Below are 23,993 nucleotides of genomic sequence, written 5' to 3'. Positions count from 1 at the left end.
AATAATCTGCTTTATTAATTACTGCCATCATACCATGTCTTTCTTCATTGATCTAAGATATAATATCTATAAGGACTATAGTTATTAACTATAACTCGCGTAATCTGATTTGTATAGATCGATTTTAAGGAGGTCCATCCGGATGGAATTGCGTCAATTAAATTACGTCATCCAGATCGCCAATGAAAAAAACTTCTCTCGAGCCGCGGACAAGCTCCACATTGCGCAGCCTTCGCTTAGCCAGCAGCTGTCCAAGCTGGAGCAAGAGCTCGGGGTGTTGTTGTTCCGCCGCACGACGAACTCAGTCGAGCTTACCCAAGCGGGCAAAGTGTTCGTCGAGAAGTCGCAGACCATTCTGGATACTGTCGAGCAGCTCAAGCAGGAAATGGACGATATGGCGCAAATGCGCAGAGGGCGTCTTGTTGTAGGCACCCTCCCTATTACGGGATCCCACGTCCTCCCGCTTGTGCTGCCGGCCTTCGGCGCGCAATACCCGCAGATCGAGGTTGTGCTTGTGGAGGAAACAACGGCTAAGCTGGAGCAGCTGACTGCAAGCGGCGGCACGGATCTGAGCTTGCTGTCCTTGCCGCTTATCGACAGCTCTCTATCCTGTGAGCCTTATTTGGAGGAAGAAATATGGCTTGCCGTCCCTCCGCAGCATAGACTTGCAGGCAGACAGGAGCCGGTTAATATTGCTGAACTCAGCTCAGAGCCGTTCATAGGCTTGAAACGCGGCCAAGGCTTCCGCCAAATTACGGTGGAGCTGTGCGAGGCAGAAGGATTTACACCTCAAATCGTTTTCGAAAGCAGCAATATAGAGACAGTGCAATCTCTGGTCGCCGGCGGCATGGGCATCGCTTTTGTGCCGCGCATGCTGACCCGAACTGGCGGCGACTTCGCGCCGGTCTATCTGCAGCTGCAATCGCACCCGACCCGGACGCTTGTCGTCGCCAGCCGCAAAGGCCGCTACCTGTCCAAAGCCGCTCAGGCATTCATCTCTACTTTAAAAGAAACGATAAGCGTTTATCGGGGATAGCAGTGTTAGCCTTGTGAGGCTAGGTTCCATTGGTGAACTCCAGAACTACAGTTTGGAATGAAACTTAGGTTGAGTTAGCCTTTTAAGCTGTGTGGAGATGATAGTGAGCCTGGTGTAGATGGTGAACGTAGTGAACCTAATGAACATGGTGAACCTTGTGACATATGAGTGTTCGTGAATGGGATTACTGATGTTTGGTGTTTGGTTCTTAGATCGCGGCGGATCTCTACTTGGAACCTGATCATACGTTGTCGAACCCGGTTAGTGAGTAAGTGGTGCTATATCGCTGAGTGGCTGCTTGGTGATTTGTTTCGAGGAAATAATAGCCGGTACGGCTGTCTGTTTCGTTTATAGATTATTTTGCTGCTGTTGGCGGGATGTTGAGTTTTGGATGTGGATTACCAATTGCTTTCACTGCCCGCATTCGGGTCGGGCTGTAACCTTGGTATTTCTGATGTGAACTGGCTGAACGCATAAGCACTAATGGACACAACTCTTCCTATGAGCTATTAAAGCTTTTCAACTAATAAACTACTCAAGGGACATAGCTAGTCACTCCGCTATAACCTATCCACAAAAAAGTATCTCATAATAAAAATCGCATTCCGTCTGGCTGCTATCAGCTTCGATGGAATGCGATTTTTGTTTACATGATGGAGATATACTCAAGCGGAAATTTTCGGCTTACAGTCCCGATACGCGCGGGCGCAGCCACTATATGCCGAGTTTCACGGCTTATAGACTCGATACGCGCGGTCGCAACCACCCTAAGCCGAGTTTCTCGGATTGCAGACCTAATTCTCGCGGGGCGCAGCACCTCTAAGCCGAGTTTCTCGGCTTACAGACCCGATACGCGCGGTCGCAACCACCCTAAGCCGAGTTCCTCGGATTGCAGACCTAATTCGCGCGGGCGCAGCACCTCTAAGCCGAGTTTCTCGGCTTATAGACTCGATACGCGCGGTCGCAGCCACCCTAAGCCGAGTTTCTCGACTTGCAGACCCGGTACGCGCGGGCTCAGCCACTATAAGCCGAGTTTCTCGGCTTACAGACCCGGTACGCGCGGTCGCAGCCACCCTAAGCCGAGTTTCTCGGCTTGCAGACCCGGTTCGCGCGGGCTCAGCCACTATAAGCCGAGTTTCTCGGCTTACAGACCCGGTACGCGCGGGCTCAGCCACTCTAAGCCGAGTTTCTCGGATTGCAGACCCGGTTCGTGCGGGCGCAGCCACCCTAAGCCGAGTTTCTCGGCTTGCAGCGCCGGTTCGCGCGGGCGCATCCACTCTTAGCCGAGTTTCTCGGCTTGCAGACCTCTCCGCCGTACTAACCTTTAAAATAAAGCTGCGGGCGGCGGTCTTCGAAGACTGGAATTCGGCTGCGCACTTCGCTAACCAGGTCCAGATCGATATCCGCCCAGAGGATGCCCTCTTCTTCGCCGGCTTCGGCGACGATTTCGCCCCATGGGTCAATGACAAGAGAATGCCCGAAGAAGACGGTTTCTCCGCTTGTGCCCATCCGGTTGCACGCGATCACGTACATTTGATTTTCAATCGCTCTTGCCATTAGCAGCGTGCGCCAGTGATGCAAACGCGGATTTGGCCACTCAGCCGGAACGAACAGAAGCTTGGCTCCGCCCAGCGCCAGCGTCCGTGCAAGCTCTGGGAAGCGGATGTCATAGCAGATCATCATCCCCGCCTGCTCGCCTTCAATAACAAGACGCCCCTGCTTCTCCCCCGCTTGCAAATACTTCTCTTCCTCCATCAGGCGGAACAAATGGATTTTGGAATAGTCGCCTATCCGGTTGCCCTCTCTGTCAAAAGCGTAGATCGTATTGTACACGCCGTCCGCCTTCGCTTCCGCAATGGAGCCGCCAACGATATAGACTCCATGCTGCTTGCTGAACTCGGACAGAAATGCAATAGTCGCCTCTCCGTCCGGATCCGCCAATTGCTCAATTTCCGTCAGTGCGTAGCCTGTATTCCACATCTCGGGAAACATAACAACATCCGGTTTCACTTCCCCTTGCATCGCTTCCTCCAGCAAGCTTTTAAGCTTAGCCAGATTTTGGTCAGGGAATCCCGCTTCTATATTCATTTGCAGCAATGCAAGCCGCAATTGCTTAGCCATAAAGGTGATGCCTCCCAGTCATGTTCTTTTTCACTAATGATACCTTCTCATGGTTCTCTGTCAAGATGGGCATCGTAACGGAGAAGGATAACCTCAAGAAACTACACAACAAAGGAGTTTTTCTAATATGCTGCTTGCCCGTTACCAACGATTGCTGCTGCTGGCGTTCGCCGCCATCATTCTGTTCGCATCAGCCGTTCCCGCTGTATCCGCAGCGCCAGCCAAAGGGTCTGCAACCAGCCCCGATACCGAGCTGCGTCCCGTTCAAGTATTCGATGTTGCCGCCGGCCGTGTCGTAAGCACGCTGCCCAACGATAAGAAATTTCAAAAAATGGCCCTGTCCTGGACCGAGTCCGTTACAAGACTTGCTCCGCAGATGACGGCAGGCCAGAGCTGCAGCTACGTCTATCGCGTGCCGCTTGCCAAGCCGGCCACCGTTCAATCGGGCGATGTTAAAATCAGCACAAGCGATCTTTTCCTTTTTTATTGCAAGGGCGAAGAACCGATGCTGCTAGTGTTCGACGAGCGCCGCAAGCCGTATCTTTTCCTATTCAAAGCGGACATCGAGCCTTTTATCAAAAAAGTGGGCATTCCATCTCTATAAGAAGACCTCTAACGACGCCTTTCATGATAAGCGGCCTGCAGCCTGCATGGCAATCCCGCCCCGCAGGCACTAGGCCCGATTTATCGCCAATCGCAAATCCTTAACAAACCAATACACTCGGAAAACTTATTCTATTGTGATAAAAATATAGCGTCGGCAGCGCTCCATGCTTCAATTCTCCTGTCATTCATGCTACATTAATGCTAATGTCTTCTCGGCAACGACTGACAAATCGCTATAGCAAGCAATTTCGGAGTGTGATGAAATGGAAGCAGGATTAGAAAAACGGCGGATTCGGCCCGCTGCCCGCATGGAGGGTCTGCCGACCCAATTTTTCGCCAAGCTGGTAGGCAAGGCGAATGCGCAGATCGCCAAAGGCAAGGATGTCATTAATTTGGGGCAAGGCAATCCCGATCAGCCCACTCCCCCGCACATTGTAGCCAAGCTGCAAGAAGCCGCAGCCAATCCGTTGTATCATAAATATCCGCCGTTCAGCGGATTCGCTTTCCTTAAGCAAGCGGTCGCAAAGCGCTATAAGGAAGATTACGGCGTGGAACTGGACCCCGACAAGGAAGTTGCCATTCTATTCGGCGGCAAAACCGGACTTGTGGAAATAAGCCAGTGCCTGCTCAATCCGGGAGATGTATGTCTTGTACCCGATCCCGGCTATCCCGATTACTGGTCAGGCGTAGCGCTGGCTGGTGCGGAAATGTCCTTTATGCCCCTTCTTGAGGAGAATGGATATTTGCCCGATCTGCTCGCGATTGCGCCGGATAAAGCCGAGCGCGCCCGCCTTATGTTCATGAACTATCCCAACAATCCGACGGGCGCTGTCGCAACGCCGGAGTTTTACGCTGAGGCAGTGAAGTTTGCGGAAGCCAATGATGTTGTCATAGCGAGCGACTTCGCTTATGGCGCAATTGGATTTGACGGCGAAAAGCCGGTCAGCTTCCTTCAGACGCCTGGGGCCAAGGAAGTAGGCGTAGAATTCTACACGCTGTCCAAGACGTACAACATGGCCGGCTGGCGCGTCGGATTCGCTCTGGGCAACGCGGAAGTCGTGTCCATGATCAACCTGATCCAGGACCACTATTATTGCAGCCTGTTCGGAGGCATCCAGGAAGCCGCAGCTCTTGCTCTGACCGGCCCTCAAGACTGCGTGAATTCGCTAACCGCCATGTACGAGAGCAGAAGAAACGCTTTGTTCGAAGCGCTGAAGCGGATCGGCTGGAAAGCGGCGAAACCGGGCGGCTCCTTCTTCTGTTGGCTTCCGGTGCCTGAAGGCTATACGTCTGAATCGTTCGCAGATAAAGTGCTGCTGGAAGCCGATGTTGTCGTCGCTCCTGGCGTCGGGTTCGGAGCGCATGGCGAAGGCTATGTGCGGCTAGGCCTGCTGTCCAGTGAAGAGCGTCTCGTAGAAGCGGTTGAGCGGATTGGCAAGCTTGGTCTGTTCACCCCGTAATGCTGCCATTATGGTGGGATGCCTTTCTTTACAGGGGCATGAGATCATGTTATCCTTAATTTAGTTAAATTCAGAAACGTGATGACGGGACCAGTAAGCAGATCAGGCCTTGCCCAGAGAGTAAATTCCACCGGCTGCAAGAATTTACCGTAGGCCCTCTGCCCAAACCTACCTCCGAACGGCCGGCGACAAACCGGACAGCGCCTCCTGTTACGAGGCTTCAAGATGGACGATGTTCATGCCGCAAGGCAGCATCGTCAACGAAGGTGGTACCGCGGAAGTGAAGGCTTTCGTCCTTTAGAGGACGGAAGTCTTTTTTGCTGTTATAAAATCAGTATAGGATGGGATGAACATGTCGGAGAGAATCGTGGTGAAGATCGGCAGCAGCTCGCTTACTTCAGAGGAAGGCGGCCTGAACCGGGAAAGCATAGCCTTTTTCGCATCGGAGCTAGCCTCGCGCCATCGCCAAGGCGATGCGGTCATGCTGGTGACTTCAGGTGCTGTTGCCGCAGGCTTCCGCCAAATCGGATACGCGAGCAGACCAAAACTTGTACACGAAAAGCAAGCGGCAGCGGCAGTCGGTCAAGCGCTGCTTATGCAGGCCTATCAGGAGGCGCTCTCCCGCTATGGCATTGTCGCAGCGCAAATTTTGCTGACACGGGCAGACTTCTCCAATCGCCGCCGCATTCAAAACGCCGGGATGACGATCGAGGAATTGCTGAAGCAGCGCATTATTCCTATTATTAATGAAAATGATACCGTCGCAACCGACGAGCTGGTGCTCAAGTTCGGCGACAACGACAATTTGTCCGCGCTCGTCGCGGCGATGACCAAAGCCGCCAAGCTTGTCATCATAACCGATATGGACGGCCTCTACACGGAGGACCCGCGCAAAAACCCGCAAGCAACCAAGATTGAGCGCGTCGAGCAAATATCGGAGGACATTCTGAGAATTGCCGGCGGCGCAGGCTCTTCTGTCGGAACCGGCGGCATGCGCTCCAAGATTGAAGCGGCAAGGGTGGCGATGCGCGGCGGCGTAAGCGCCTTTATCGGCAAGGTTCAGACGGAGGGCGATCTGACAAGCGCCGTTGAAGGCACAGGACGAGGCACCTATTTTGATACGAAGCTTCACAGCCTGCCTATGAAAAAGCAATGGCTCGGGTTTCACTCCATGCCGCAAGGCCGGATAACAGTCGATGACGGCGCGGTAACCGCCCTGCTCATTGGAGGCAAGAGCCTCCTCCCCGCCGGCGTTACAGCCAGCGAAGGAGACTTCCACACTGGTGATGTGGTCGAGGTGGTCAATCGCCAGAACGAAGTGCTGGGCCGCGGCGTCGTCAATTACGATTCTTGGCAGCTGCAGGCAGCGGCCGGTCTTGGCTCGGAGGAAGTCGCCCGCAGAATAGACGTCACCCGGATTGAAGTCATCCACCGTGATGAATGGATCACGCTCAAATAACCTTTTATAAATGAACCAGGAGGGGAACTGGAATGATAAGTGAAGTGAGAGCAAAAGCAACATTAGCGCAAGAAGCGGCAGCAGCGATGAACAAGCTGACGACAGAGCAGAAAAACACCGCTTTGTCGGCAATGGCGGATGCCTTGACCGCAAGAGAGGAAGAGATTATCGCGGCGAACGCCGATGACTTGCAGCGCGGCCGGGATAACGGCACGAGCACCTCCCTGCTCGACCGTCTGGCTCTGAACAGCGAGCGCATCGCGGGCATCGCCGAAGGGCTGCGTCAGATTGTAGAGCTGCCAGATCCGGTAGGCGAGCTGCTGGAATCGTTCCAGCGCCCGAACGGCATGAAGGTAGAGAAACGCCGCGTTCCGCTTGGCGTAATCGGCATGATCTACGAGGCGCGCCCTAACGTAACGGTCGATGCGGCCGGCCTGTGTCTCAAAACAGGCAACTGCGTCGTGCTCCGCGGAGGCTCCGCTGCCCTGTCCTCCAACCGCAAAATCATTGAAATCCTGAAGGATGCGATGAAGTCGACTTCGCTTCCGGTCGATGCGATACAATTAATCGAAGACAGCGACCGCGCTTCCGTCAATGAAATGCTGAAGCTGAACGGCCTGCTCGACGTCGTCATTCCGCGCGGCGGCGCCGCGCTCATTCGCAACGTAGTGGAAAACGCCACCGTGCCTGTTATCGAGACTGGCGCAGGCATCTGCCATGTATTCGTGGATGATACGGCGGACATGGCAATGGCGGCCGATATTGCCTTTAATGCAAAAGTACAGCGGCCTTCCGTATGCAACTCCATCGAGACGCTGCTCGTTCACCGGGACATCGCAGAGTCTCAATTGTCAGCGCTGGTGAAACCGATGCTTGAAGCCAATGTCGAGCTGAGAGGCTGTGAACGCGCCAAGTCTATCCTTGGAGATATCCGCTCGGCAACGGATGAAGATTTCAGCACCGAGTACAATGATTATATTATAAATGTTAAAGTAGTAGACGGGCTCGATGAGGCGCTTAGCCATATCCGCCGCTACGGAACGAAGCATTCCGAATGCATCGTCACAGAGACGGGCGGGCATGCCGGCCGCTTTCTGCAAGAAGTCGATGCTGCAGCTGTCTATCATAATGTCTCCACCCGCTTTACCGACGGGTTCGAATTCGGCTTCGGCGCGGAGATTGGCATCAGCACACAGAAGCTGCATGCGCGCGGCCCAATGGGATTGCCTGCCCTGACTTCAACGAAATACCGGATTACAGGCAACGGACAGATCAGAGGTTAATCTGCTGCTAACATAACAGATATAGGAGGAGACGGACCATGACCATACTTACAGAGACCGGCATTGCTACAATGCGAATTTGCTTCTTTGGCGCAGGCTCCATGGCAGAAGCGATTGCCCGCGGCTTGATTCACGAGAAGCTCGTCGATCCGGCGAAAATATCCATGCTGAACCGCAGCAACGAAGCCCGTCTTGCAGAGCTGCATGAGCGTTACGGAGTTACCACCGTCCTGCAAGGCTCGTCCAACGATACGTACTTGCAGGAAGCGGATATTATATTCCTGGCGATGAAGCCGAAGGATGCGGCTGGAGCGATCTCCGAGATCGCCCCCCTGCTTCATACCAAGCAATTGATCGTATCCGTTATCGCAGGGCTTTCTATCGCTTCGATGGAGAAGCTGCTGGGCGGGGATCAGCCCATCGTCCGGACAATGCCGAACACATCCAGCACGATTGGTCTCGGCGCCACCGGCATCAGCTACTCCTCGAAGGTCACGCCTCAGCAGCGTCTGATCAGCGAAGCGATGTTCCAATCGATTGGCATTACCGCTGTTGTCGAAGAGCCGCTTCAGGATTCGGTGACCGGTGTATCCGGAAGCGGACCGGCTTATGTCTACTTCGTCATGGAGGCCATGCTGAAAGCCGCCGAAGAGCTGGGACTTGAACCGGACATGGCGAAGGAGCTTGTCGTTCAAACCGTGCTCGGCGCTGCTCAGATGGTGAAGCAGACCGGAGAAAGCCCTGAAGAGCTGCGGCGCAAGGTGACTTCGCCGAATGGCACCACGCAAGCCGCGATCGAGACGATGACGGAAGCCGGTCTGCCGGAAGCGATTGTGAAAGGCATGAAGCGCTCCTCCGAGCGCGCTGCCGAGATCGGGGCTGTAATTGAAAGGAGCATTGCGGAATGAGCCAAGTATGTATTGCGACTTATCGTTCGTATGACGATAAAGCCGATTTTGATAAAAAAGCGCTGTCCATCGCAGTAGGGTTGACCGTAGGCAGCTGGACGGAGCTGCCGGAAGCCAAAAAAGCGGAGATGGAGAAGCATTTGGGCAAGGTATTGTCCGTTGAGGTCCATGAGCCTGCGAATGGCGCGGCAGGAGAGCGTTATGCGGATATCCGCATTGCGTATCCCGACATCAACTTCAGCCGCGACATCCCCGCCCTGCTCGTCACCGTATTCGGCAAGCTGTCGATGGACGGGTGCATCAAGCTGATCGATTTGGACGTTTCGGAAGACTTCGCTTCCGCTTTCCCTGGCCCGCGCTTTGGCCTTGGCGGTGTGCGCGACTTGCTGGGCGTCCATGACAGGCCGCTGCTGATGAGCATTTTCAAATCCGTGGTCGGACACGATCTGGCTAATCTTCAAGAGCAATTCTATAAGCAAGCGCTTGGCGGCGTCGACTTGATCAAGGATGATGAAATCCTGTTCGAGAACCCGCTTACGCCGCTGGAGCAACGGGTCGAGGCTTGTATGGAAGCCGCCCGCAAAGCGCAGGAGGAGACTGGACAAAAGCTGCTTTATGCCGTCAATTTGACTGGACCTACCTCTCAGCTTGCGGCCAATGCCCGCAAGGCTGTTGCCGCTGGCGCGAATGCGCTATTATTCAATGTATTGTCATACGGCTACGATGTGCTGCATGAGCTGAGCAAGGATCCCGAGATCAACGTGCCGATTGCAGCGCATCCCGCGCTTGCCGGAGCGTTCTATCCTTCGCCGCATTACGGCATTGGAGCTTCCCTCCTGCTTGGCAAGCTGATGCGCCTGGCTGGGGCCGATCTCGTGCTCTTCCCTTCGCCATACGGCTCGGTCGTTATGCCGAAGGCGGAGAACCTGGCGGTCAAGGACGCGCTGCTTAGCCCGCTGCACGGGCTGAAGACAAGCTTCCCTGTGCCTTCCGCAGGCATTCATCCGGGACTTGTCCCGCTTATTTTGAAGGACTTCGGCACGGATGTTGTCGTGAACGCCGGCGGAGGCATCCACGGCCACCCGATGGGTACAGCTGCAGGCGGACATGCATTCCGCCAGGCCATTAAGGCTGCGACGAGCGGAATACCGCTGCGTGAAGCAGCCGAGGCTAGCGGCAACGAAGCGCTGCAAGCCGCAATTCAAGCATGGGGGATTAAAGAAGCATGACGAAATCAGACACATCTAAGAGACGCATCGTATTTTGCGATTTCGACGGCACCATCACGATCAATGACAACATCATTGCGATTATTAAGCACTTCAATCCTGAAGGCTGGGAAAGCCTCGCCGAACGCACAATCTCGACCGAGCTGTCGATCAAGGAAGGCGTAGGCTCCCTCTTCCGCCTCCTGCCTGCTTCCATGAAGGACGATGTGGTCTCCTTCGGCATCAGCAATGTGCGCATCCGGGATGGCTTTGCCGAATTTATCGCATACTGCAGGGAGCAGAACATCGATTTTTATGTGACGAGCGGCGGGATCGACTTTTTCGTCTATCCGGTGCTGTCGCAGTTTGAAATCCCGCAGGATCATATTTATTGCAACGGCAGCGACTTCTCGGGCGAGCGTATCGAGATTTTGTGGCCTCATCCTTGTGACGGACACTGCACGAACGATTGCGGAATGTGCAAAACGACAATTATGCGGGGCTTCCCGGAAGATCAATACGAGCGCATTATTATCGGAGACAGCGTAACGGATTTCGAAGGAGCTAAGCTGGCGGATAAAGTCTATTCCCGCTCCCATCTGACCACAAAATGCAAGGAGCTTGGCTTGCCGCATACCGAATTCGAAACATTTCATGATATTATCGCGGCTATGAACGAAGAAAGGAAGTCATCATCATGAGTTTTGAGCAAATCCGTACGGAGGACAAGCAGCGCGCGCTGGGCGAGCTGCGCGAAGTGAAGGAGCTGTTCGCTTCCAGAGGCTGGTTCCCCGGCACAAGCGGCAATCTGTCCGTCCGTGTAGGCGATTATTCGCCGCAGCAATTCCAATTCGCCATTACGGCTAGCGGCAAGGACAAGACGGTTCATACGCCGGAGGATTACCTCTTTGTCGACCAGAGCGGCAAAGCCTGCGAAGCAACATCGCTTAAGCCTTCCGCCGAGACGCTGATCCATTGCGAGATCTATCGGTTGACTGGCGCAGGCGCGATTTTCCATATCCATTCTGTATTCAATAATGTCATCTCCGAATATTTCTGGGACCGCAAGTCGGTGCCGGTAGACGGCGTTGAGCTGATCAAGGGCTTTAATCTGTGGGAAGAAGAAAAGCATATCGACATTCCGATTGTCTCGAACTTCGCCCACATCCCTTCCATCGTACCGGAGATTACAGAGCGGATCGTTCATGAAATTCCAGGCATCCTGCTGCGCAAGCATGGCATATACGCATGGGGAGCCAACGCCTTTGAAGCCAAGCGCCATCTGGAGGCATTCGAATTTATTTTTGAATATGTCTATCGCCTTGAGCTGCTGAAGCGCGGCGTATAGCTGCACATGAAAGCCGTCTGAGGGCTATAGGCCTAAAGACGGCTTTTCGTTTAATCATCCCCGCTTGACTTTAACGTTGCGTCAACCTTCATAATAAAAGGATATGTACGGTTTCGGATATGGGAGGTGCTTCGCGCCATGATGGTTCATGAAGCTGCGCGCATTGTGGGCGTTACGCCAAGAACGCTGCGATTTTATGAGGAGAAAGGGCTTGTTGCCCCCCGCAAAATATATGAAAACGGCTATCGTAGCTATTCGGATGAGGATATTACCCGGCTGCGCTGGATTATATCGCTGCGGGAGCTGGGCATGTCTGTTGCGCAGATCGCCGAGACGATTCCCTTGATCGCAGAGCCGGATCAGCTGATCCGGAAGGTTGATCAAACCAGAGCCCGCCTCCACGAAGAATTGACCGCCGCGCTCGATGCCCTGAGGGCGTTCGACGAGACGATTGCCGGCTGGCAGCGCGAAGGCGCACCCGTGCTGGAGGATGCCGAGCAGGCGGCCGCCCGTATCCGCCACAACCGGATGCTGCGAACTTCTTGGAGCGATGAGTGGAATTACGACCTTCTGGCCCGGCAATACGGTTACGAGGCGCCTATTATGGCATTATCCGGCATTATGCAGCCCCAGCAGTACGAAAGAGCGATTCGCCGGACGCTGGAATGGATTGACCCGGCGCCCCATGAATGCGGCCTGGAAACGGGCGCCGGCAGCGGCAATCTGACCTCGCTGCTCTGTGCGGCCGGAGCGCATATGACTATTGTCGAGCAGTCCGTCGAGATGATTAGCCTGCTGAGAGGACGGCTGCCCCATGTGGATGCCCGGCAGGGCAATCTGCTGTCGCTCCCGCTGACGCAAACCTTCGAATTTGTCGCCTGCAGCTTTGCCCTGCAGCATCTGGTTGGTTCCGGTCAATTGCTTGCGCTTGGCGAGATGGACCGGACCTTAAAGCCGGGGGGCAGAATGATCATTACTGGCTTGATGGTACATGATCTGCAGAACGCAGAGGCATGCGCTCCTTCGCCCTTCCTTGAACAACAAACTTCGGAAGCGATACGACTTGCGGGACTCGTGCCATCCATGCTGTCCGCTCTTGTTCATTGGCTGGAGCAACGCTCCTATTCTGTTGTCACGGAACAGCTTGATAAGCATATCTCAATTCTGTATGCCGCAAAGCCAAAATGACTGCATCCCTTTGTTATAGTCCCACAATAAAGAAACCATGCCTCTAGGCATGGTTTCTTTATTATTGCAATCTATATATTCCTAACTACCGCTTCAAGCGCGGCCGCCATGGAACTTGCCCGCATGCGCCCTCGCCTCTTCAGCATTCGTCACGCGGTTGCGGCTCCATTCGATCAGAATCCGATCTATGTATCTGAGGCTGAGCTTGCCTGCGAAGACAGCTTCCTTGAGCGCAAACAATACGATCTCCTCGGAATAGCGGTCCTGATCCAGCCAGCTGACGATCGTCTCGCATTCCATCGGAGACAGCAGCCTGCCGAATTCCTGCTCGAATACTGTAAACAGATTGGATGCCGGCGCGGATTTCTCCAGCACGATCGGCTGCTTATCCGCTTTCTTCGATTGGCGTCTTGACGCCGCTCGCCATTCGGACGCCTTCATCAGCCATCCGCTCCAGTTGTAGCGTTCACTCCGCAAGCCAGTCACATCATCGATGTAATCATCGATCGACAGAAACCCGTCCTTCATGAGGCGGCCTAGCAGCACGCCGATCTGCCGGACATTAACGCCCATTCGGGCCGCAAGCTCCTCCGGCGTCGGGAAGTCATTCCGCTCAGCTTGTCCGTACAGCATAATCTGCAGCAACAGCATAGCCTCCGAATCGGATAGGCCGATTCGGCTATAGCTTTGAAGGAGGAGGCTGGGAATATGGACTCCCCCTTCGCCAATCGCCGCTGCAATGCCGTGCGTGTAGGCTTTCCAAAGTTCGTCGTTCATGACCAGCCTCTCCTCCCCGTAATCGTTGATGATATTAATGATGTTATCCTATTGTACCGTATGATTGCTTGGTTTCAACCCTTTTACAATCGCATTCGTGTCGCGCGCAATGAGCAGTTCCTCATTCGTCGGCACGACAAGCACCTTCACCCGAGAATTCGGCGTCGAGATTTCCCGTGCTTCCTTGCTGCGGATGCGATTTTTCTCTTTGTCGAGCTCGATGCCAAGGAAGGTGATGCCTTCGCATACCGCTTCGCGCACATCCGGCGCATTCTCGCCCACGCCTGCCGTAAACACAAGCACGTCGATGCCGTTCATCGCCGCCGAATAAGCGCCGACATACTTGCGAAGCCTGTATGTGTACATATCAAATGCCAGCTTGGCATTCTTATCGCCGTCATGCATCGCTTCCGTCACTTCGCGCATATCGCTGCTGATGCCGGATATTGCCAGCATGCCGCTATGCTTGTTCAGCATGGAGTTGGCTTCATTCAGCGTCAGCTCTTCCTTGTTCATGACGAACGGAACAATCGCAGGGTCGATATCACCGCTGCGCGTTCCCATCATCAAGCCTTCAAGCGGCGTCATGCCCATGCTCGTATCGAATGACTTTCCGTCCATAATCGCTGTGCAGCTTGCGCCGTTGCCGATATGGCAGGATACCATCTTGAGCGATTCTAGCGGTTTGTTCAAGAACCGCGCCGCCTTATCGCTCACGTAAGAATGGGATGTGCCGTGGAAGCCGTATCTGCGAACCTTGTGCCTGCGATACAGAACCGTAGGAATCGGATACAGATACGAGGTTTGCGGCATCGTCTGATGGAAGGCCGTATCGAATACGACAACCTGCGGCACTTCAGGCATAACCGCCTCTACTGCCGTAATGCCCATCATATGCGCGGGATTATGAAGCGGCGCCAGATCGAACAGACGGCGAATCTCCAGCTTCACTTCCGGCGTTACAAGCACGGAGCCCTTGAACACCTCTCCGCCGTGTACGATGCGGTGGCCTACGGCGTCGATCTCGGACATCTCGCCGATCACGCCATGTTCCTTATGCGTAATCATGTCAATGACTCGTTTTACTGCCGTCACATGATCCAAAATTTCGCTAACGTCGCGCACTTCCGGTTTGTCTGCGGGCTCATGCGTGACAATGGAAGAATCCATGCCGATTCGCTCGACTCGTCCGCTCGCCAGCACCGTTTCATTCAACATTTCGTAAAGCTGGTACTTCAGCGAGGAGCTGCCAGCGTTAATAACCAGTACCTTCATTAGATCCGATCCCCATCCATGTCATAGTTGAAGAAGCCGACGCCTGTCTTGGCTCCAAGATGTCCGGCGCGCACCATCTTCTTAAGCACGATGGAAGGGCGGTATTTCAGCTCCCCATACTCGCGGAACATGCGTTCGAGCGCAGCCAGAACGGAATCCAGTCCGAAACGGTCCGCCATCTCGAATGGCCCGTGCTGGAAGGAATAGCCTACTCGCATAGCATTGTCGATATCCTCTGCTGACGCCACGCCTTCTTCCAGCACATGCAGCGCCTCATTAATGAACAGACAGATTAAGCGGGAGGTCACGAAGCCAGGCGATTCGAATACCATGATGCCCTTCTTCTGAAGAACGTCTTCGACAAATTGCTTCGTCCGGTTATACGTATCGTCCGATGTCTTCAGACCCAGTACGATCTCCACCAGATCGATTTTTAATACAGGGTATATAAAATGAAGGCCGATTACACGGTTCGGCACTTTCGTCGCGCTGGCCAGCTCTGTCAGGCTGAGTGTGGACGTGTTGCTTGCGAGAATTGTCTTCTCTCCGCAGATCGCGTCGAGCTGTTTGAATACTTCTTTTTTTGCATCCAAATCCTCCGATATCGTCTCCACGACAAGCTCGCAGGCTGCTAGCTCCTCATACGACGATGCCGATTGGATTCTGGATAGGACAAGCTTCTTCTCTGCTCCGGTAAGAGCCCATTTCTCGATTTGCTTATCCAAGCTAATTTCAATCATGTGTAATCCATAGGCGAGGCGTTCTTTGGTGCGCTCAATGACGATGACGTCGAGCCCTTTCGCAGCCAACATCTCTGCGATGCCCTGCCCCATCGTGCCTAAGCCGATTACTCCAACCTTTTTGATCATTGATGCAATTGCTCCCTCTTGATAGTTTCCCCCTTATTATAACGTAATTCGACCAAAAAAGAAGACGGACAGGGAGTCCGTCTTAAATTTGTAATATTGTAGACAATTTTGTGAACTTATGCGGCTGTCGAACCTGACAATAATGCACGGAACGCATCCCCGTCCAGCGTCTCTTCTTTAAGCAACGTAGCAAGTGAATCCGTGAACACCTGACGGCGCTCCTCCAGCATGTTTTTTGTCTTCGCCATTAGCTCGTCCAGCGTGCTCTTGGTGATGTCCGCCCATTTGTCCGGCGTCATCATGGAAGCGTCAATAATGCCAAGCGGCGTCAAGCCGGATTCCACCAGCGTCTTCACAATGCTGACCGCTTGGTCGAAGTCGCCGCGCGAGCCCGTGCTGCGCTCTCCGTAGAATATCTCTTCCGCAGCCGCTCCGCCGAGCGTAATCATAATTTGACCATGCAGGAATGGAGTCGTATATAAATATTGATCCTTCTGAGGCTGGTGGCGCACATATCCGAGCGCGCCTCCGCGCGGTGACAGCGCAACCTGAGATACGCTTCCCGGACGAACAAGCTCTGCCATAATGGCATGGCCCAGCTCATGCAGCGCTACACGCTCGCGCTCCTCCTTCGACGTCTCGCGGTCAGTCTTCTCTCCCAGCATCACCTTGTCGATTGCCATAGTAAGATGGCGCTCACCGATCGTAATATGGTCTTCGCGCATCGCATAGATCGCAGCTTCGTTCATAACCGCCTCCAGTTGGGCGCCAGAGAAGCTGTACGTCTGCTCGGCAAGGTTCTCCATATTCACATCGTCTTCCAGCGGCTTGTTCGCAGCATGAATGTTCAGAATATGGAGCCTTCCCTTCTTGTCAGGCAGTTCAACGCCGATGTGACGGTCAAAACGGCCCGGACGGAGCAGCGCGCTGTCGAGCATCTCCTTGCGGTTCGTTGCTGCAATCATGAGAATTCGCGGAGACTCGTTGGCATGAATGCCGTCCATCTCCGTCAGCAGCTGGTTCAGCGTCTGATCGTATTCGCGCTGCTGTCCGCCATCGCGCTTGCCGCCGATGACTTCGATCTCATCAATAAAAATAACGGCGCTGCTTTTCCCTTCCTTCTTCGCTTTCGTGCGGGCTTCCTTGAACAAATCGCGGATTCGGCCCGCGCCGACGCCGACATACATCTCGACAAATTCACTGCCCGAAGCAGCCAGGTAGACAGAATCTGTATACTGGGCAGCCGCCTTGGCCAGCAATGTCTTGCCCGTTCCCGGAGGCCCGGACATCAGAATCCCTTTCAAAGGACGAATGCCAAGCTTGGCAATCTGCTCCTTCTTGACCAAAAAGTCAAGCGCCTCGATCAGCTCTCCTTTCGCTCGTTCTTGGCCGCCAATCTGCTCAAAGGTGAACGAAGGCGACCTTACTTCGCTTCTGGAATTTCCGCTCGTCAGCGCCGTCAGCTTGCCGCGGCCTTTCGCCATAAAAAACAGGGCGCCGCCGACTGCCGCCAGAAAAAGAAACGGCAGGACGTTAACCCCGAGAAAAAGCAAAAATACAATTAGAACGGGGACAAATCCGATCGCCAGCTCCAGACCATACTTACGCATTAGGCCACACCCCCAATTGGTTAGGCGTTCTAGGCAATACGATATATTTCGAACCCGCATCATTTTTAATCGTTACATACACGTTCGTCTCGTCCATCTCCGTTACCGTCTCGACGCCATTATGCCCGGAAGCGACACGGTCCATCGTTTTCGGAATATCGGAGTACGTCTTGGTCTCCATAGCCTGGGCGATGTCGAACATCGCTTCCTGCCAGATCGCATTAAGCGATGCATCTTCTTCGTTCTGAATGACAATATCCAGCTTTCTCTTTCCTGCTACCGCTTTTCCTTGCTCGGCGACGGATGAGTAAACATCCTTCAAGCTTGCTTCCTCGTTCAGCTCGACCGACACGCTTACTTTATCCTGATCGATTACGGGCTTCTCCGCTTTGGCAATTCCCGGAATGGTTGCAACGGCATCTGTTAATGGCGAAGCTACCGCGACCTGCTTGTACAGCATCCAGCCGCCAAATAGTGCTGCAGCGGATATGACGACGGTTATGGCGATAGGCATCATGCGAGGCTTTCTCATAACAATATCCCTCCAGTACTTAGTATATATGAATTTCGTAAATGATATATCACTTTTGCTATACGTTAGTATATCATATTTATATGCATAATGCGTTCTGTAAAAACAGGAAACGGGACCAGTTACGGTCCCGTTTTTGTCGGCAAGGTATAAGTGTCGATCAGCGTCGCCTGCTGATCGAAGCTGTAGAATTGATATTTGAATCGTTCCTTGGCGCCTTCCGGCTCCTTGTAATACACTTCCCATATCGGCTGTCCCCGGAATATGCCAGGCATAACCCGGATGATTGTTGCTCCGGCATGATCGTTCAGCCACTTCGTACGCAGCTGCTCCTCCGGCATCACTTGGTTGTAAGCTATGCGATGCAGCACGTTTCCTTCTTCATTCAGGAAAACATACAGCTGCGATTCATCCTCCGCAGCGCCAAGCACAGCCCACGTTGTCGCTTCCCACACATGCTTATACAGCTTGTCAATTAACGCGATCTCGCCAGTAGCGAAGACCGCCTCCCGGACGGCGCTTTCCTCCGACCACTTGGGCGTCTGCACATCGCGGAAGTAAAAACCGAACCAGATGCCAATCGCAACCAGACATGCAATGATGGCTAGCAGCCAGCGTTTTTTCGTCATCACGGGCGGCCTTTTTTTTTCGACCGCTCTCATTAGCCGTTCAATAGCCGCTCGAAGCTTGCAGCTGCCTCATATCTAATCTTCTCTTCATCCATAAACGTGCAGACGCCGCTCTTCACAACCTGACGGCCATCTACCCATACATGCTTGACGTCGCGGCCTGTCCCGGCATAAACCAGATGGGATACGATATCCGTAAGCGGATAGAAATGCGGCTGATCCAGATCGATTGCAATAAAGTCGGCTTTAAAGCCCGCTTTCAGCTTTCCGATGGAATCTCCTTGCCAGATCGCATGAGCGCCATATGTTGTGCCAAGCTTCAGCGCTTCCCATGCCGGAATAGCTGTTGGATCACCAGAAACTCCCTTATGCAGCAAAGCGGAGAAGCGGATTTCTTCGAACAGATCCAGATTGTTGTTGCTGGCTACGCTGTCCGTGCCGAGCGACACTTTCACGCCGGCTTTCATAAGTTCTGGAAGCCTCGCAACGCCTGATGCCAGCTTCAGATTGCTCACTGGATTATGCGAGACCGATACGCCTCTTTCCGCCAGCAGCGCAATCTCGCTATCCGTCAAATGAACGGCATGGGCAACGAGCGACGGACGCGAGAAGAAGCCTAGTCGGTCCAGATGCTCAACCGGGCGTGTGCCGTAATCGCGGACATTCTGCTCCACCTCCGCAATTGTCTCAGACATATGGGTATGCAGCGGCAAGTCCAGCTCATGTGCTGCCTCTACAAACTTCTCGATATAAGCAGGCGGACAAGTATATGGCGCGTGCGGCGACAGCATCGTCGAGATTCTGCCATCAGCTTTGCCGTTCCAAGTCTTGGCGAATGTAATCGCATCATTCAGCTTCGCCTTCTGCTCTTCTTCAGAACATAATCCGATTACGCCGCGAGTCAAGATGCCTCGAATGCCGGCTTGCTCGGCCATCGCCGCCACTTGATCCATGCGGTCATACATATCGACGAATGCGGTGGTGCCTGTACGCAGCATCTCGACAATCGCAAGCGCGCTCCCTGCCCTCGTATCGGCATCGACGTATTTGGCCTCCATCGGCCACATCTTCTGCTCCAGCCATACTTGGAGCTTCTGATCGTCGGAATAGCCCCTTAGCAGCGTCATAGCCGCATGTCCATGCGTATTGACCAGTCCAGGCATGAATGCAAGCCTGCTGCCGTCCAGCTTCTCTGCTTCCGGCGACAAGCCTGTTGGCGGCTCAGCGCCGATATATGTAATAACGCCGTCTGTCACCACCATATGCCCTTTAATCGTTTTTGCTTCATCATCCATCGTCACGAATAAGCCATTCTCAATCCAAAGCTGCGTCATCGCTTACGTCTCCTTCATGGTTCAAATAATAAGCCAGGCTTAACAATTCCCTGGTGAAATCGGCATTGTGAATGCGCACATCATCCGGCACCCGCAGGATGGCCGGTGCAAAATTCAAAATGCCCTCTACGCCTGCGGCAATAAATTGATTGGCTACATTTTGCGCTTCATGGGCAGGAACCGTTATAATGCCGATCCGGATATTTTGCTCGGCGACGACACGTTCCAGCTCGCTCATAGGCTCTACGACCAGGTTGTTGATGCTGGAGCCGATCTTGTCGGGATGCACATCGAATACGGCTGTAATTTGCATATTGTCCTTCGAGTACTTGTTGTAATTGCACAATGCGTGACCAAGATTGCCCGCTCCGACCAGAGCGACCTTGATCGTTTGGTTGAGCTTCAGAATTTGCCTGATTTTCTCGATCAAATACAAGACGTCATAACCGATGCCCTTGCGGCCGAATTCGCCGAAGTAAGCCAGGTCCTTGCGGATTTGCGCAGGGTTGAGGTCAAGCTTGATCCCGAGCTCCTGCGAGGATACCGTTTGAATCTCCCGGATATGCAGCTCATTCAGCACTTGCAGATAAATCGGAAGGCGTCTGACGACAGCCTCCGATATTTTTGCGGACTTCATGGGAACCAACTCCTTCTAATCAGGGTTGTATAGACTAAGGGCTCAAGCTTACTCGTCTCCTGTTGCCGATTGGGCCAGCCATTGCTGCATGCGGGGCACCATCTGGTTCGTATGCATCGTCTCGATCTTCGGTCCCGGCAACGAGTACAAGAAATGCTTGCCGTAATAGGTGTCGATGACTCTCGTATCATAAATGATGACGATCCCTTTGTCATGGGCGGTGCGAACCAGCCTGCCGAATCCTTGCTTGAAGCGGATAACGGCCTGCGGTATCGACAGCTTCATGAACGGATTCTGCTTCTGGCGCTGCAGCAGCTCTGATTTTGCCTCCACAAGCGGATGATTAGGCGGCTGGAACGGCAGCCGGACGATTGCCAGGCATACCAGGCCTTCTCCCGGGATATCCACGCCTTCCCAGAAGCTGCTGGTGCCGAGCAAGACCGATTCCGGCTGCTGCAGAAATCTGCGGGTCAGCTTCGTTCGGTTGCTGCTGTCGATGCCTTGGCCAAGGAGCCCTATGCCTCTTTCATCCAGCTTCAGCTTCAGCGGATCATAGACCTGCTTCAGCATCTTGTACGATGTGAACAATACGAGCATGCGGCCTTTGGTCTCTACCGCGGCATCGGCAAGCGAACCGATAAGTTTGTCCAAATAGGCATCGTCGACTGCCGCTCCCTTAAGCACCGGAAAGTCGCGCGGAATCACGACCAGCGCCTGCTCCCTGTAATTGAACGGAGACGGAAGCTGTACCGTCTTCAGCTTGCCCTGCTTCTCATAACCCGCCAGGCCGAGCTGCTCCTCGGCATATTGGAAGTTTTTCTGCACAGTCAAGGTAGCCGATGTCATGACGATGCTGTCCTTCGCATCGAAGAAATACTTCTGCAGCTGGCTGCTGACATCAACAGGCGCCGCATAAAGCTGCAGAGACCGGTGGCGGTAAGCGGTGCTGGCTTCCAGCCAATACACGTACTGGGCATCCTCCAGCTTTGTAATCAGCCTCAGCTCGTCCTTCACTCTGCCCAGATCCCGCAGCGCTCCGTTCAAATCGGTCAGCGATGCCTGAACGGACAAATCATCGACTCGGTCCTTGATGTCGTTTATCATTTTCTCGGCTGTCTTCATAACCCTAGTCAGCTCGACATGCACATTGTTCTCGACTGCCAGCACGTCGTCCCAGCCCTCCGGAAGCTTGCCTGCGCTAATCCGCTTCACCAAAGAGCCATTGTCGCTGACGCTGTCGGATGCTGCAGCTGTGAAAGCATAGAACATTTCGAACAGCTTATCCCAATGCTCACGAATTTCCTGAAATATCGGAATGATCGTATCGATGGTTTCCGTCCAAGCCGGTACATGATCGTCACCCTCCTGCTGCAGCTTCAGTCTTAACGTCGGCAGCAAGCCGGAACGATTATCGCGGTACAATCGCACCATCGCTTGAACGAGCGTGAAATAATGCACATTCATGCCGAGATGCTTGCCCGCCACTTCCTCAACATGATGGGCTTCATCTATGACAAGATGGCTGTAAGTAGGCAGCAGGCGATGATCGGCCTGAACATCGGTGAACAGCATGGAATGGTTCGTGATGCACACATCCGCAATATTCGACTCATGCTTTGCGCGATGATAATAACAGCGCTTGAACCATGGACACGCGCGGTTAAGGCAAGAATCGGCATCGCTGGCCACCGTTGACCAGAAGTCGGCGCCCCGGCTGCCGAAATTCAGTTCCTCTTGATCGCCTGTTTCCGTCTCTCCGAGCCATACCACCATTTGTGCGGCTGTAATAGGGTCTTCGATAGGTGCTACCATATCTTGAGCATTCAGTTTCCCTTCAAATTTCCGCAGACACAAGTAATTGCCCCTGCCCTTGAATATGGATGCTTTGAACGGAAACGGAAGCACTTCGCCAAGCAGCGGCAAATCCCGCTGGCGAAGCTGTTCCTGCAAATTAATGGTATGAGTGCTGACAACAATTTTGCTTTTGCTCTGCAAGCTGTAATACAGCGCAGGAATCAGATAACCGAGCGATTTGCCCGTTCCTGTGCCGGCTTCAATAAGGAGATGCTTATCCTGCGTAAGCGCTTCATACACTTCGCGGAACATCGTCACTTGGGCTTCCCGCTCTTCATAACGCTCGAACTTATCCTGGAATCTGGATTTCACCTCTGCCAGGTAATCCTCGAAGTTTATTCCGTCCAATACGCCCTCGCTAGAAGGATTTTCCTCCCTTGGCGGCTTCTCTTCGCTCCATTCCCTTGCTTTCAGCGCGAATTGACGATAGAAGTCATAGTCCCCCATATCGAATACGGTATCCTGCTCGACCCGCTTCTCATTCCATCTCAGGAACCAATGCAGATCCTTGCCTTCATCTATTAACGCAGATAGCCGCTGCGCAGTCAGCAGCGGCATCGAACGCATTTTTTGCACCGACTCGATAAAAATAAGCGCAGTCGCCATCGCATCGCTGTCGGCTTGATGATGCTGATGATTCTCAATGCCGAACAGCTCGGCGACGGCGCCGAGCTGATACGTTGTAATGCTTGGGTAGAAGATGCGGAGAAGATCGATGGTGTCAAGCCTTCTTCCGGTGAACGGCATATAGCCGCAGCGGTCTAGCGCATTGTTCAAGAAGCCGGCATCAAATCCGACATTATGAGCCACCAGCACTGCATCGTCCAATAGCGGAATAAGCTGGAGCAGAACCTCATTCAGCTCCGGAGCATCTTTGACCATATCTTCCGTAATGCCGGTCAATCCCGTAATAAAAGCTGGAATGGGAATTCTCGGCTTCACAAATGAGCTATAGGTTTTGACGATGTCCAGCTCATCGGAGACGATGACAAGGCCGACTTGAATAATATCGTCTTCGGCGCCATGTCCGGTCGTTTCCAAATCCAGTACAGCATAATTCATTGATTCCCCGATCCTCTCACATACAGCACAGCTCCGTGCTACCAAAATATAACGATAATTGTCCCGGCGTCTCTTGGCAGGACTTAAGATTGCTTAATGAGTCCGTAAAGCTCGGATATACCTCATACGCCTTGCGGAACAGTTTCTCCGCTTGGGCAATGTTCATGTGAACGGCATGAATGCATCCAAGGGCATTATAGCCTAAAGCCAGCCACTTCGGAAAGTCCGACAGCACAATTAATAATTGAAATTGCCTTTGGGCCTCCTGCCAATTCTGCATATGCATCTGGCTCATGCCTAGAAACAGCCTGGCCAAATTGCATTCGGGCGCAATAGATATCGCATCTTGAAACAAACCGGCAGCGTGAGAAAACATAAATAATTTATAATAGCCCTGGCCCTTTTGAATAAGCAAATCCGCTTCTTCCGGTATAACAAGATCCTCCATATTGCAGGTGTGAGTTTCTATGCCAGAATTGCACGATTGTTCTTTCTGTTCACCAGAAGGAGCAGCATCGGTGCTGGACGGGTCACTCCCGGCAAGCTGTCCAACAACTGTAACGCTATCCTGAAAGTCACTTACCTTCTCCTCAAAATCGAGCCATTGCTCAATGAAGCTGTCGCTCATTTTTTTGAGCTCGGCGACTTGCTGAAGGTAGTCCATTCGCTCCTGTTCGCTTGCTTGTGGGTACTGCTTGGTGATCCCGTCAAGCACTTCGTTCATTGACGTGAACATATGCTGAAACATGCCGCATCCCGCCTTCGCTTAGAATAAGGAGTGATACGGTCATTTTTTG

21 protein-coding genes are annotated in these 23,993 nt (G+C 53.4%); 10 read left to right on the top strand and 11 right to left on the bottom strand.

Going from position 1 to position 23,993, the window contains the following annotated elements; all coding sequences use genetic code 11:
* Window positions 1-142: 142 nt before the first annotated feature.
* Window positions 143-1,036: a LysR family transcriptional regulator gene (locus D3P09_RS20845; protein ID WP_120113300.1), complete on the top strand. Its 894-nt coding sequence runs from the start codon at window positions 143-145 to the stop codon at window positions 1,034-1,036.
* A gap of 1,317 nt (window positions 1,037-2,353) precedes the next feature.
* Here the strand turns inward: D3P09_RS20845 and D3P09_RS20840 are convergent.
* Window positions 2,354-3,157, bottom strand: a complete 804-nt coding sequence (locus tag D3P09_RS20840) for a carbon-nitrogen family hydrolase (RefSeq protein ID WP_120113299.1) — start codon at window positions 3,155-3,157, stop codon at window positions 2,354-2,356.
* A gap of 127 nt (window positions 3,158-3,284) precedes the next feature.
* On the opposite strand from D3P09_RS20840, the gene D3P09_RS20835 reads away from it, so the two are divergent.
* The 9 genes from D3P09_RS20835 to D3P09_RS20795 all read left to right on the top strand — a co-directional run bounded on the left by D3P09_RS20835 (window position 3,285) and on the right by D3P09_RS20795 (window position 12,617).
* On the top strand, window positions 3,285-3,761 hold the full coding sequence (locus D3P09_RS20835) for a hypothetical protein (RefSeq protein ID WP_120113298.1): 477 nt from the start codon (window positions 3,285-3,287) through the stop codon (window positions 3,759-3,761).
* Between the two features lie 265 nt (window positions 3,762-4,026).
* Window positions 4,027-5,223 carry a pyridoxal phosphate-dependent aminotransferase gene (locus D3P09_RS20830; protein ID WP_120113297.1) on the top strand — a complete coding sequence of 399 codons (1,197 nt, stop codon included), beginning with the start codon at window positions 4,027-4,029 and terminating at the stop codon, window positions 5,221-5,223.
* A gap of 352 nt (window positions 5,224-5,575) precedes the next feature.
* Window positions 5,576-6,682 (top strand): glutamate 5-kinase, encoded by a 1,107-nt coding sequence (gene proB / locus D3P09_RS20825; RefSeq protein ID WP_120113296.1) that lies wholly within the window; start codon window positions 5,576-5,578, stop codon window positions 6,680-6,682.
* Between the two features lie 32 nt (window positions 6,683-6,714).
* The gene (locus tag D3P09_RS20820; RefSeq protein WP_279387136.1) at window positions 6,715-7,965 is read left to right on the top strand and encodes a glutamate-5-semialdehyde dehydrogenase; all 1,251 of its coding nucleotides are present in this window, start codon (window positions 6,715-6,717) and stop codon (window positions 7,963-7,965) included.
* 38 nt (window positions 7,966-8,003) lie between these two features.
* Complete coding sequence (gene proC, locus D3P09_RS20815; protein ID WP_120113295.1) at window positions 8,004-8,873, top strand: pyrroline-5-carboxylate reductase; 870 nt, start codon at window positions 8,004-8,006, stop codon at window positions 8,871-8,873.
* Window positions 8,870-10,102, top strand: a complete 1,233-nt coding sequence (locus D3P09_RS20810; RefSeq protein ID WP_120113294.1) for a 2,3-diketo-5-methylthiopentyl-1-phosphate enolase — start codon at window positions 8,870-8,872, stop codon at window positions 10,100-10,102. Before proC ends, D3P09_RS20810 begins: the two co-directional genes overlap by 4 nt.
* A complete protein-coding gene (locus D3P09_RS20805) occupies window positions 10,099-10,782 on the top strand; it encodes a 2-hydroxy-3-keto-5-methylthiopentenyl-1-phosphate phosphatase (protein WP_120113293.1) in 684 nt (227 codons plus the stop codon). Before D3P09_RS20810 ends, D3P09_RS20805 begins: the two co-directional genes overlap by 4 nt.
* Window positions 10,779-11,429 (top strand): methylthioribulose 1-phosphate dehydratase, encoded by a 651-nt coding sequence (gene mtnB / locus D3P09_RS20800; protein ID WP_120113292.1) that lies wholly within the window; start codon window positions 10,779-10,781, stop codon window positions 11,427-11,429. The genes D3P09_RS20805 and mtnB overlap by 4 nt, the downstream gene beginning before the upstream one ends.
* 138 nt (window positions 11,430-11,567) lie before the next feature.
* Window positions 11,568-12,617 carry a MerR family transcriptional regulator gene (locus D3P09_RS20795; RefSeq protein WP_120113291.1) on the top strand — a complete coding sequence of 350 codons (1,050 nt, stop codon included), beginning with the start codon at window positions 11,568-11,570 and terminating at the stop codon, window positions 12,615-12,617.
* A 93-nt stretch (window positions 12,618-12,710) separates the two neighbouring features.
* Here D3P09_RS20795 and D3P09_RS20790 read toward each other — a convergent pair whose 3' ends face one another.
* The 10 genes from D3P09_RS20790 to D3P09_RS20745 all read right to left on the bottom strand — a co-directional run bounded on the left by D3P09_RS20790 (window position 12,711) and on the right by D3P09_RS20745 (window position 23,944).
* Window positions 12,711-13,394 carry a DnaD domain protein gene (locus D3P09_RS20790; RefSeq protein ID WP_120113290.1) on the bottom strand — a complete coding sequence of 228 codons (684 nt, stop codon included), beginning with the start codon at window positions 13,392-13,394 and terminating at the stop codon, window positions 12,711-12,713.
* A 48-nt stretch (window positions 13,395-13,442) separates the two neighbouring features.
* A complete protein-coding gene (locus D3P09_RS20785) occupies window positions 13,443-14,669 on the bottom strand; it encodes an acetate kinase (RefSeq protein ID WP_120113289.1) in 1,227 nt (408 codons plus the stop codon).
* Window positions 14,669-15,538 carry a 3-hydroxyacyl-CoA dehydrogenase family protein gene (locus D3P09_RS20780; protein WP_120113288.1) on the bottom strand — a complete coding sequence of 290 codons (870 nt, stop codon included), beginning with the start codon at window positions 15,536-15,538 and terminating at the stop codon, window positions 14,669-14,671. Before D3P09_RS20780 ends, D3P09_RS20785 begins: the two co-directional genes overlap by 1 nt.
* Window positions 15,539-15,654: 116 nt before the next feature.
* Window positions 15,655-17,148, bottom strand: a complete 1,494-nt coding sequence (locus D3P09_RS20775) for an AAA family ATPase (protein WP_120113287.1) — start codon at window positions 17,146-17,148, stop codon at window positions 15,655-15,657.
* Window positions 17,141-17,680 (bottom strand): hypothetical protein, encoded by a 540-nt coding sequence (locus D3P09_RS20770; protein WP_120113286.1) that lies wholly within the window; start codon window positions 17,678-17,680, stop codon window positions 17,141-17,143. The genes D3P09_RS20775 and D3P09_RS20770 overlap by 8 nt, the downstream gene beginning before the upstream one ends.
* Window positions 17,681-17,802: 122 nt before the next feature.
* Entirely contained in the window at window positions 17,803-18,309 is a 507-nt protein-coding gene (locus D3P09_RS20765; protein ID WP_120113285.1) for a hypothetical protein, read from the bottom strand.
* 32 nt (window positions 18,310-18,341) lie between these two features.
* Window positions 18,342-19,643, bottom strand: a complete 1,302-nt coding sequence (locus tag D3P09_RS20760; RefSeq protein WP_120113284.1) for an amidohydrolase — start codon at window positions 19,641-19,643, stop codon at window positions 18,342-18,344.
* Entirely contained in the window at window positions 19,624-20,280 is a 657-nt protein-coding gene (locus tag D3P09_RS20755; protein ID WP_120113283.1) for a redox-sensing transcriptional repressor Rex, read from the bottom strand. The genes D3P09_RS20760 and D3P09_RS20755 overlap by 20 nt, the downstream gene beginning before the upstream one ends.
* A gap of 48 nt (window positions 20,281-20,328) precedes the next feature.
* Window positions 20,329-23,196, bottom strand: coding sequence for an ATP-dependent DNA helicase DinG (dinG, locus tag D3P09_RS20750; protein WP_120113282.1), 2,868 nt, complete (start codon window positions 23,194-23,196; stop codon window positions 20,329-20,331).
* A gap of 16 nt (window positions 23,197-23,212) precedes the next feature.
* Window positions 23,213-23,944, bottom strand: coding sequence for a hypothetical protein (locus D3P09_RS20745; protein WP_120113281.1), 732 nt, complete (start codon window positions 23,942-23,944; stop codon window positions 23,213-23,215).
* Window positions 23,945-23,993 lie beyond the last annotated feature (49 nt).

This window comes from Paenibacillus pinisoli, from assembly GCF_003605435.1.
Taxonomy (GTDB): domain Bacteria; phylum Bacillota; class Bacilli; order Paenibacillales; family Paenibacillaceae; genus Pristimantibacillus; species Pristimantibacillus pinisoli.
This window is presented reverse-complemented; position numbering and strand designations above follow the sequence as displayed.

Bases quoted from the DNA above. Each gene is read 5' to 3' on its own strand.
- proB (WP_120113296.1), top strand. From the start codon at position 5,576: ATGTCGGAGAGAATCGTGGTGAAGATCGGCAGCAGCTCGCTTACTTCA.
- D3P09_RS20840 (WP_120113299.1), bottom strand. From the start codon at position 3,157: ATGGCTAAGCAATTGCGGCTTGCATTGCTGCAAATGAATATAGAAGCG.
- D3P09_RS20760 (WP_120113284.1), bottom strand. From the start codon at position 19,643: ATGACGCAGCTTTGGATTGAGAATGGCTTATTCGTGACGATGGATGAT.
- D3P09_RS20765 (WP_120113285.1), bottom strand. From the start codon at position 18,309: ATGACGAAAAAACGCTGGCTGCTAGCCATCATTGCATGTCTGGTTGCG.
- mtnB (WP_120113292.1), top strand. From the start codon at position 10,779: ATGAGTTTTGAGCAAATCCGTACGGAGGACAAGCAGCGCGCGCTGGGC.
- D3P09_RS20830 (WP_120113297.1), top strand. From the start codon at position 4,027: ATGGAAGCAGGATTAGAAAAACGGCGGATTCGGCCCGCTGCCCGCATG.
- D3P09_RS20845 (WP_120113300.1), top strand. From the start codon at position 143: ATGGAATTGCGTCAATTAAATTACGTCATCCAGATCGCCAATGAAAAA.
- D3P09_RS20795 (WP_120113291.1), top strand. From the start codon at position 11,568: ATGATGGTTCATGAAGCTGCGCGCATTGTGGGCGTTACGCCAAGAACG.
- D3P09_RS20785 (WP_120113289.1), bottom strand. From the start codon at position 14,669: ATGAAGGTACTGGTTATTAACGCTGGCAGCTCCTCGCTGAAGTACCAG.
- proC (WP_120113295.1), top strand. From the start codon at position 8,004: ATGACCATACTTACAGAGACCGGCATTGCTACAATGCGAATTTGCTTC.
- D3P09_RS20805 (WP_120113293.1), top strand. From the start codon at position 10,099: ATGACGAAATCAGACACATCTAAGAGACGCATCGTATTTTGCGATTTC.
- D3P09_RS20835 (WP_120113298.1), top strand. From the start codon at position 3,285: ATGCTGCTTGCCCGTTACCAACGATTGCTGCTGCTGGCGTTCGCCGCC.
- D3P09_RS20820 (WP_279387136.1), top strand. From the start codon at position 6,715: ATGATAAGTGAAGTGAGAGCAAAAGCAACATTAGCGCAAGAAGCGGCA.
- D3P09_RS20810 (WP_120113294.1), top strand. From the start codon at position 8,870: ATGAGCCAAGTATGTATTGCGACTTATCGTTCGTATGACGATAAAGCC.
- D3P09_RS20780 (WP_120113288.1), bottom strand. From the start codon at position 15,538: ATGATCAAAAAGGTTGGAGTAATCGGCTTAGGCACGATGGGGCAGGGC.
- D3P09_RS20770 (WP_120113286.1), bottom strand. From the start codon at position 17,680: ATGAGAAAGCCTCGCATGATGCCTATCGCCATAACCGTCGTCATATCC.
- D3P09_RS20775 (WP_120113287.1), bottom strand. From the start codon at position 17,148: ATGCGTAAGTATGGTCTGGAGCTGGCGATCGGATTTGTCCCCGTTCTA.
- D3P09_RS20745 (WP_120113281.1), bottom strand. From the start codon at position 23,944: ATGTTTCAGCATATGTTCACGTCAATGAACGAAGTGCTTGACGGGATC.
- D3P09_RS20755 (WP_120113283.1), bottom strand. From the start codon at position 20,280: ATGAAGTCCGCAAAAATATCGGAGGCTGTCGTCAGACGCCTTCCGATT.
- D3P09_RS20790 (WP_120113290.1), bottom strand. From the start codon at position 13,394: ATGAACGACGAACTTTGGAAAGCCTACACGCACGGCATTGCAGCGGCG.
- dinG (WP_120113282.1), bottom strand. From the start codon at position 23,196: ATGAATTATGCTGTACTGGATTTGGAAACGACCGGACATGGCGCCGAA.